Source organism: Marinimicrobium sp. UBA4209 (genome assembly GCF_002381585.1).
Classification (GTDB): domain Bacteria; phylum Pseudomonadota; class Gammaproteobacteria; order Pseudomonadales; family Cellvibrionaceae; genus Marinimicrobium; species Marinimicrobium koreense.
The window spans coordinates 1-8622 of record NZ_DFTP01000011.1; the positions used below are offsets into that span (position 1 = coordinate 1).

Annotated in this window: 7 protein-coding genes and 1 tRNA gene; 7 read left to right on the forward strand and 1 reads right to left on the reverse strand. The window is 58.8% G+C overall.

The genetic code is table 11. The annotated features are described in order from the left end of the window. Positions 1-357: 357 nt before the first annotated feature. Both B3187_RS02035 and B3187_RS02040 read left to right on the forward strand, forming a co-directional pair. Positions 358-434, forward strand: a tRNA-Arg gene (locus B3187_RS02035). A gap of 236 nt (positions 435-670) precedes the next feature. After that, positions 671-2113 carry a glycoside hydrolase family 28 protein gene (locus B3187_RS02040; protein WP_286804396.1) on the forward strand — a complete coding sequence of 481 codons (1443 nt, stop codon included), beginning with the start codon at positions 671-673 and terminating at the stop codon, positions 2111-2113. Between the two features lie 44 nt (positions 2114-2157). Here B3187_RS02040 and B3187_RS02045 read toward each other — a convergent pair whose 3' ends face one another. Continuing rightward, the gene (locus B3187_RS02045) at positions 2158-2586 is read right to left on the reverse strand and encodes an FKBP-type peptidyl-prolyl cis-trans isomerase (RefSeq protein ID WP_286804397.1); all 429 of its coding nucleotides are present in this window, start codon (positions 2584-2586) and stop codon (positions 2158-2160) included. 213 nt (positions 2587-2799) lie between these two features. Between B3187_RS02045 and B3187_RS02050 the strand changes: the two genes are divergently transcribed. The 5 genes from B3187_RS02050 (at position 2800) to B3187_RS02070 (ending at position 8492) form a co-directional block, all read left to right on the forward strand. Further along, a complete protein-coding gene (locus B3187_RS02050; protein WP_286804398.1) occupies positions 2800-3705 on the forward strand; it encodes an EboA domain-containing protein in 906 nt (301 codons plus the stop codon). A 33-nt stretch (positions 3706-3738) separates the two neighbouring features. Then, positions 3739-4635: a TatD family hydrolase gene (locus B3187_RS02055; RefSeq protein ID WP_024460636.1), complete on the forward strand. Its 897-nt coding sequence runs from the start codon at positions 3739-3741 to the stop codon at positions 4633-4635. Positions 4636-4659: 24 nt separating this feature from the next. Beyond that, the gene (locus B3187_RS02060) at positions 4660-5805 is read left to right on the forward strand and encodes a 3-dehydroquinate synthase (protein WP_286804399.1); all 1146 of its coding nucleotides are present in this window, start codon (positions 4660-4662) and stop codon (positions 5803-5805) included. Next, positions 5793-6923, forward strand: a complete 1131-nt coding sequence (gene eboE / locus B3187_RS02065) for a metabolite traffic protein EboE (protein WP_286804400.1) — start codon at positions 5793-5795, stop codon at positions 6921-6923. The genes B3187_RS02060 and eboE overlap by 13 nt, the downstream gene beginning before the upstream one ends. Positions 6924-7127: 204 nt before the next feature. Continuing rightward, positions 7128-8492: an alkaline phosphatase family protein gene (locus B3187_RS02070; RefSeq protein WP_286804401.1), complete on the forward strand. Its 1365-nt coding sequence runs from the start codon at positions 7128-7130 to the stop codon at positions 8490-8492. The last annotated feature ends 130 nt before the right edge of the window (positions 8493-8622 follow it).

Consider the following 8622-nt stretch of genomic DNA (forward strand, 5'->3'; position numbering starts at 1 on the left):
TTTTCGTATATGGCGGTGAGGGATGTCTTGGTTCGAACCCTCCGGTTCGACCAATCGCCTGGAGCGATTGGGACCGCCGCAGGCGCCCGAAGGGCGGGGCACATGGATGTGCCCCGGTCTATCCCTCCCGTAAAGCAACTCCCCGAGCTTTTGGTATCCCACCCAACTGCAACGGCGGATGCGCCTGCGGCTTATCCGCCCTACGCAGGTTTATACCGCTGTGCTCGGCCGTAGGGCGGATCGGTCCGACGCATCGGAGCGAAGCGCATCCGCCGAAACCCATCTCCAAAAAAACTTTTTCAATCAAACACTTGACGAACCGCCTTCAGATCTCTAATATTCGCCCCCGTTGACGACGCACTCGTAGCTCAGCTGGATAGAGTACTCGGCTACGAACCGAGCGGTCGGAGGTTCGAATCCTCCCGAGTGCGCCACATACAGAAAAACCCCGCTTCGCAAGAAGCGGGGTTTTTTTATGCGTGTTCGGAAGGTAAGAACCTCCCTCTGGTTCGACAGATCGCCAGGCAATCCTCCCGTTTGCACACTTCTTGAAACTCCCCTCACTTTGTCTCACTATTCCCCTTGGCTCTGCCGACACGAGCAGGGCTTTGATCACGGATGAGTCATAACAACTACTTATTAAAGTCAATCAACCGACGGGATAGAAAACATGATCGATCTACAGAAACGCGGCAGCCTGAAGGCGCTGGGTCTGTCTTCCTGTGCCCTGGGTTTAATGCCGGTGGCCGGATGCAGCACCACCTCTCCAACTTCCCCCGCCTACGCTGGGCGCGATGAGGCGCTCTGGAAGCAGGCCGACGACATCATCGACAATATCGCACGAACAGACTTCCCGAACCGGGATTTTCCGGTCACAGAGTTCGGTGGCAAGGGCGATGGGGAAACCGATAATACCGGCCCGATTGCCAAAGCCATTGAGGCCTGTGCCGCCGCTGGCGGTGGCCGGGTGGTGATTCCGGCGGGGCAGTTCAACACCGGGCCGGTGCACCTCAAATCCAACGTCAACCTGCACTTGCAGAAAGGTGCCGTGCTGTCTTTCTACACGGACCCGGAACGCTACAAGCCCTACGTGATGACCCGCTGGGAAGGGGTGGAGCTGATGGGGTACTCTCCGCTGATTTACGCCTACGAACAGGAAAATATTGCGGTGACCGGCCAAGGGGTGCTGGAGGGCAATGGCTCCAATACGGTCTGGTGGCCCTGGAAGGGACGCTGGAGTCGAGCTCAGTGGCCCATTGATCCGGTAGAGGATCAAAAGCACACTCGCACGCCGCTGTTTGAAATGGCAGAACAAGGTGTGCCGGTGGAGGAGCGGGTGTTCGAGGACAACTATCTGCGTCCGCCCTTTGTTCAGCCTTACCGCTGCAAGCGTGTCCTGATCGAGGGGGTCACCATTCGCAACTCCCCCTTCTGGCTGCTCAACCCCGTGCTGTCTGAAGACGTGATTGTGCGCGGTGTGCAATGCGTCAGTCACGGACCGAACTCCGACGGTTGCGACCCCGAGTCCTGCAACCGCGTGTTGATCGAAAAATGCCTGTTCGATACCGGGGATGACTGCATCGCGCTCAAGTCGGGCAGAAACGCCGATGGCCGCCGTCTGGCCACACCGATCCAGAATATTGTGATTCAGGACTGCCAGATGCGCGCCGGTCACGGTGGGGTGGTGATTGGCAGTGAAATCTCGGGCGGTGCGCGCAATGTGTTTGCCCGTCGGTGTCATATGGACAGCCCGGTGCTGGACCGCGCGGTGCGCATCAAGACCAATTCGGTGCGTGGCGGGCTGATCGAGAATATCGCCATTCGGGATATCGTGATCGGACAGGTGAAAGATGTTTTCGTGATCAACTTTTATTATGAGGAGGGGGATGCCGGGGACTACCTGCCAAAGGTGAAGGATCTCCATGTCAGTAACATGGTGGTAGAGAATGCCGAGCGGGTGTTCCATTTGCGCGGCTTTGAGCGCGCACCCATCAGCGGGGTGACGTTACACGATGTCACCATCAAGCATGCCGATAAGTTGGGTATTCTGGAAAATGTCTCCTCCATTGAGACCGAGTCAGTAAGCCTTAACGGCGAACCAATCGAGCTTTGAGGTGTGGGCTCCGGCGCGGTGTAAAGCCGCGCTGGAGTAACACGCTAACTAAAAGCCACTTCCATCAGGCGCAGGTCGAAGATCAGCACCGCATTGGGCCCGATTTTGTTGCCCACCCCCTTCTTGCCCCAGGCCAGCTCCGGCGGCACCACGAACTCGTAGCGAGCGCCTTCCTGCATCAGTTGTAACCCTTCCTGAATACCAGCGATGGCTTCCTTCATCCAGAAGGTATCGGGCATTCCCTCCTGATAGGTGTCGCCAATCACCTTGCCGTTGACCAGTTGAATGCGCTGGTTGACCACCACCTTATCGTCCATGGTGGGCGCCAGGCCCTGGCCGGGCTCCACCTCCCGGTAGAGCAGTCCGGAATCGGTTTCCTGGACGCCGGGCTTCTGACGAAACTTGTCCATATACTGTTCACTGGCTTTGCGGTTCTGGCCGGAGGAGCCTTTGTTGAGCTTTTTGGAGGGCATAGGCGTGTCGTTCGGGTTGTTAAAAGGCGCAAGCTTTGCCGAAAATGCCCTGAATTGCAATTGTGGGCGTCTGGTTGCCCGCATGGGGTGGGGCGACCGGGCGGGTTAAACGATTCCTTACGATTCTGGGGTTACCTTCTTGGGGTGACTCGATTACCCTTGACCGTTTGCGTATAATCCAGCGTCTAATTATATGATTTATAGGTAGTGGCAGTGGCATCGGAGCATTCAGTACATCAATTATTGCAGGCGTTGTTGGATGAGCATCTGACCGAGTCCGGCCGGGCTTTCTGGGCCAAAGCGCAGGGCCAGGTGACCGACGGTGCCCAGGGTCAGACCTTTGCCAACCTCCTGGCCATGGCCAGCCGGCACGCCAAACGCCAGCCCCTGGGATTGACCGACACGGAGCTGGCCGCCGCTGAAGGCGCACTGCCAGGCTGGAGCCCACGGGCCTGGAATCGGCTCGAGCTGCTGCGCATCAACCTGATTCTGGCGCGCCCCGACCTGGAGCAGGCGAGCTTTGCCGAGGAGTTCGAGGCGCTGTTCCGCTTTGCCGACGAGGGGGAGACCTGTGCGCTCTACCGCAGCCTGCCTCTGCTGCCTCTCGGCGAGCGGTTTACCTGGCGGGCGGCCGAAGCCTGCCGTACCAATATGTTGACGGTCTTTGAAGCCGTTGCCCTGGACTCGCCCTATCCGGTCACCCACTTTGACGATACCGCCTGGCACCAGTTGGTGATCAAGGCGCTGTTTCTGGATTGCCCGCTGTACCGGGTGTCCGGGCTGGATCAGCGGCTCACTCCGGAGCTGACCCGGATGGCGCTGGACTGGGCCGAAGAGCGCCACAGCGCCGGGCGCCACTACCACCTGGGGCTCTGGCTCTGCCTGGGCCCTCATCACCCTGAGCGGGTCCGCCAGCTTCTGGAGCAGCATTGGCCCGAGGCCACAACGACTGAACAGCAGGCGATGCTGATGGGCGCTGCCCGTGCCGGGCAGACGCAGTGGCTGGCGTCGGTCGAGCCGGCGGACCCGAAAGTGTTACCCTACTGGCAAAACGCGACCGCAGGGCGCTCCGAACAGGCGCAGTTTGCGCCCCTGTTCGCCGAGCTGCCTTCCGCTTGATCAATAACGTACCCGAATAACAGAGGCGTGCTTATGCAGTACTTTGACCCGCATATTCATATGAGCAGTCGCACCACCGACGATTACCAGAACATGGCCGCCGCAGGCATTCGCGCGGTCATTGAGCCGGCCTTCTGGATGGGCCAGCCGCGCACCAACGTGGGCAGCTTCATCGATTACTTCGCCAGCCTGGTGGGGTGGGAACGCTTCCGCGCCTCCCAGTTCGGCATTGCTCATTACTGCACCATCGGCATCAACTCCAAAGAGGCCAACAACGAAGGTCTGGCCCGTGAGGCGCTGGAGATTCTGCCCAACTTTGCCCTGAAAGAAGGGGTCGTGGCGATCGGGGAAATCGGCTACGACGAAATCACCCCGGCCGAAGAGTACATCTATCAGCGCCAACTGGAATTCGCCGTCGAGCACGACATGGTGGTAATGGTGCACTCCCCCCACCGGGACAAGAAAAACGGCATCATCCGTTCCATTGATGTGGCGCGGGAGATCGGCGTACCCATGGAAAAGCTGGTGATCGACCACAACAACGAAGAGACCGTGGACGATGTGCTGAACAGCGGCGCCTGGGCGGCCTTTACCATTTATCCCAATACCAAGATGGGCTCTGAGCGGATGGTGGAAGTGGTCCGCAAATACGGGCCGGAACGCATCATTGTCGACAGCTCCGCCGACTGGGGCGTGAGCGATCCGCTGTCGGTACCGAAGACCGCCAACCTGATGCGCGAGCGCGGTATCGAAGAGAAAGCCATTGAGCTGACCTGTTGGCAGAACGCCCTGGACGCCTACGCCCAGTCCGGTCAGATCGACATCGACGAGCTCTCCCGGCCGGCGGTGATCGACCAGCGCCAATCCTATAACGACAACACTGTGCTGCGCGGTCAACAACCCCGCGTCGATGAGCCGGTGCCCAACTGATTGCAGAAGAAGCGGTAGCAACTCATGTGGCAGATTCACCAAGCGTTTACCATGACGCACGAGTTCCCGGTGTACTTCAACCGGGACACCTTCAACCCCGAGAGCGATGTGTTGCTCAAGGTGCTCGCGTTTGCGGGTAAAAAACGTCACCGGGTTCTGCCCGTGATCGATGACCAGGTGCTCAAGGGGCACCCGGATCTGGTAGAGCGCATGCGCGCTTACGCCGAGGCTCATGCGGACCGGATCGAGCTGATTGAGCCGCCTCTGATGGTGCGCGGCGGCGAAATTTGTAAGAACGACCCGGTGGAAGTGGATGAGTTCTATCAGCGTACCCAAATCGACCGGATCGACCGGCACAGCTTTGCATTGGTGATTGGCGGCGGTGCCGTGATCGATGCCATGGGCTATGCGGCGGCCACCGCGCATCGCGGCATCCGGTTGATTCGTATGCCCACCACGGTCCTGGCCCAGAACGATGCCGGCATCGGCGTGAAAAATGCGATCAACTACCGGGGCCGGAAAAATTACCTGGGTACCTTTGCCGCACCCTACGCTGTGATCAACGACTATGACCTGCTGAGCAGCCTGTCCGAGCGGGACAGCCGCTGCGGCATCGCCGAGGCGGTAAAAGTCGCGCTGATTCGTGATGGCGAGTTCTTCCACTGGCTACACGAAGCGCGCCATCGTCTGGGGGAGTTTGAACCCAAGGCCATGGAGCATATGATCGCCCGCTGCGCCGAGCTGCATCTGAACCATATCCGCACCAGTGGCGATCCCTTTGAGCAGGGTAGTGCCCGGCCGCTGGATTTCGGCCACTGGGGCGCCCACCGGATGGAAGAACTCTCCAACTCCGAGCTGCGCCATGGCGAAGCGGTGGCCATCGGCATTGCCCTGGACTCGCTGTACTCCCACGCCATGGGTACCATCGATACGCACACCCTGTTGGCCATTCGCGACACGCTCGAAGGCGTCGGCTTTACCCTGCGTCATCCGGCCCTCGAAGCACTGGATATTGATGCGGCCCTGCAGGGTTTCCGCGAACATCTGGGCGGCGAGCTGTGCATCACTCTGCTGACCTCGGCGGGCGAAGCGGAAGAAGTGGACCACATTGATCTGGACACCATGCACCAGTGCCGTCAGCAATTGCTGGAGAACCAATGGCCAAGCTGAACGCACCGCTCACCTATTGCAGCAACATTCACCCCGGCGAAGGCTGGGCCGATGTGATGCACAACCTCAACAGCCACGGACTGGAAGTGATGGAGCGACTGGGCGACAGCGCCCAGCGCCCCTTTCCTCTGGGACTGCGCATTGCCGGGCAAGCGGCGGCGCAAGTGGACGCCCAGGCCGTTGCGGAATTTCAGCAGTGGTGTCGCGAACACAACGCCTATCTGCTGACCATCAACGGCTTTCCCTACGGCGCCTTCCACAACGAGCGGGTCAAAGAAAACGTCTACCTGCCGGACTGGCGCGACCAGGAGCGCGTGCGCTACACCTGTCAGCTCGGCGATATCGCCGTACAACTGCAACCGGACGCCCGACAGCTGTCGATATCCACGGTACCGGTCGCCTTCAAACAGGGCTTCGCACCGGAAGACTGGAACACCGTACTCGGCCACATCCAGGACGTGCTCGCCCACTTCGCCAACCTGAAGCGAAGCACCGGCGTACACCTGATGCTCGCCATCGAACCCGAACCGGCCTGCGTACTTGAAACCACCGACGAACTGCTGGATTTCTTCCAACGCCTGCGCCCGCGTCTGAGCCTGGCCGAAAACGCCCACCTCGGCGTGTGCTTCGACTGCTGCCACCAGGCCGTCGAATTCGAAGACCCGGCCACCTGCCTGCAACGCCTGGCCGAAGCCGAAATCCCCATCGCCAAAGTCCAGGTCTCGAGCGCCCTACAGGCCGACACTCCGGAAGAAGTCGAGCACCTCAAAGGCTTCAATGAGCCGGTCTACTTACACCAGGCCATGGCCCGAACCAACGATGGAACGCTACACGCCTTCCCAGACTTACCCGAATTCGAAGCAGCCATGGACGCCGGTCTGACGCCAACCGAGTGCCGGGTCCATTTCCACGTACCGATCTTCCTCGAACACCTGGGCGACTGCGGCACCACCCAGGACTTTCTGAAAACACTGCTGCCCAAACTGGCAACTGATATTCCCCGGGAAGTGGAAACCTACAGCTTTGGCGTTTTGCCCGAACACCTTAAGACGGATTCGGTGGGGGAGAGTATCGCTCGAGAGCTAATGTGGGTAAACCAACTACTGGATTGTGACTGAACGCTCGACGCAATCGGTCCGGAGTCTGTTCAAGATCTTTAAAGAATTACGCTAGAAACGTGCAAGCGAGGCATCCGTAGGGCGGTTCAAGACTCTCGGAGACATGGATGTCGACGAGAAGCCCCCAGGGATGGGTTTACGGCGGGTCTTGAACCGCCCTACGGATGGCTCGCTCCTCACCAAGCCGAAAATACGAGTATAGAAATGCACAGAACCGTTGTCCTTAACGTCGTAGGTCTCACGAGAAAATTATTGGGCGAACATACCCCGAACCTGAATAGACTTCGGGATCAGGCTACCGATATCGAACCGGTAATTCCCGCCGTTACCTGTACTGCCCAAGCCACTTACACCACTGGTAAGTCACCGAAAGATCATGGCATTGTGGCTAATGGTTGGTATTTTCGGGACATGAACGAAGTCTGGCTCTGGCGGCAAAGTAATAAGCTGGTACAGAGTCCCAAAGTGTGGCACCTGGCGAAAGAACGCGACCCGAGCTTTACCTGCAGCAACACCTTCTGGTGGTACGCCATGGCCACCGATGCCGACTGGACCCTCACGCCGCGCCCGCTCTACCTCGCCGATGGCCGCAAAGAGCCGGACTGCTATACCTGCCCGCTGGAGCTGCGCCACACCCTGAGTGAAAAATTCGGTAACTTCCCGTTGTTCAACTTCTGGGGCCCGATGACCAGCATCAAATCCAGCCAGTGGATTGCGGACGCGGCGAAGTATATTGAAGAAGAGAAGCAACCCAGCCTGCAGCTCGTTTATCTGCCCCATCTGGATTATGTGTTGCAGAAAGAGGGGCCCGACGGCGATATTGCACAGGACCTGAAGGAAATCGATACCCTGGTGGGGGATCTGCTCGACTTCTTCGAACAGCGCGGTTGTCGCGTGATGGTGTTGTCCGAGTACGGTATTCAGAACGTCAACCGCGCTGTGCACCCGAATCGACTACTCCATGAGGCGGGCATGGTGTCGGTGAAGGTGGATTTGGGTAAAGAGTATCTGGATTACTTCAGCAGCCGCGCCTTCGCGGTTGCGGACCACCAGATTGCCCATGTCTATGTGCACAACCCCGATGATATTCCGGCGGTTCGTCGGGTCTTTGAAGGGGTGGAAGGCATTGATCGGGTTCTGGATAAAACCGAACAGGCCGAACTGGGGCTGGATCATGAGCGCAGCGGTGAGCTGGTGCTGCTGGCCAATGCCGATAGCTGGTTTACTTATTATTTCTGGTTGGACGATGAGCGCCAGCCGGATTACGCCCATCAGGTGGAAATTCACCGCAAGCCGGGGTTTGATCCCTGCGAGTTGTTTTTTGACCCGAAGCTTCGGTTTCCGAAATTGAAGGCGGCGCGTCGGGTGGCTCAGAAGAAACTGGGCTTTCGTTATGTGATGGATGTGATTGCCGTTGCGCCGGAGTTGGTGAAAGGTTCCCATGGGGTGAGTGATGGTTCGCCGGAGTCGCTGCCTTTGTTGATGAGTACGGAGCCGCAATTGATTCCCGACGGACGCGTGCCGGCGACGGATGTCTGTGATCTTATGTTGAAACATCTGTTTGATTAGTCAGCTAATTACCTTTAAAGGTGATCTTGGCGAAGTGACTGGCCGGCCGTGCGTGGGGGATACCGTTTGTAGACTCTCGGAGACATGGATGTCGACGAGAAGCCCCCATGGATGGGTTCACGGCGGGTCT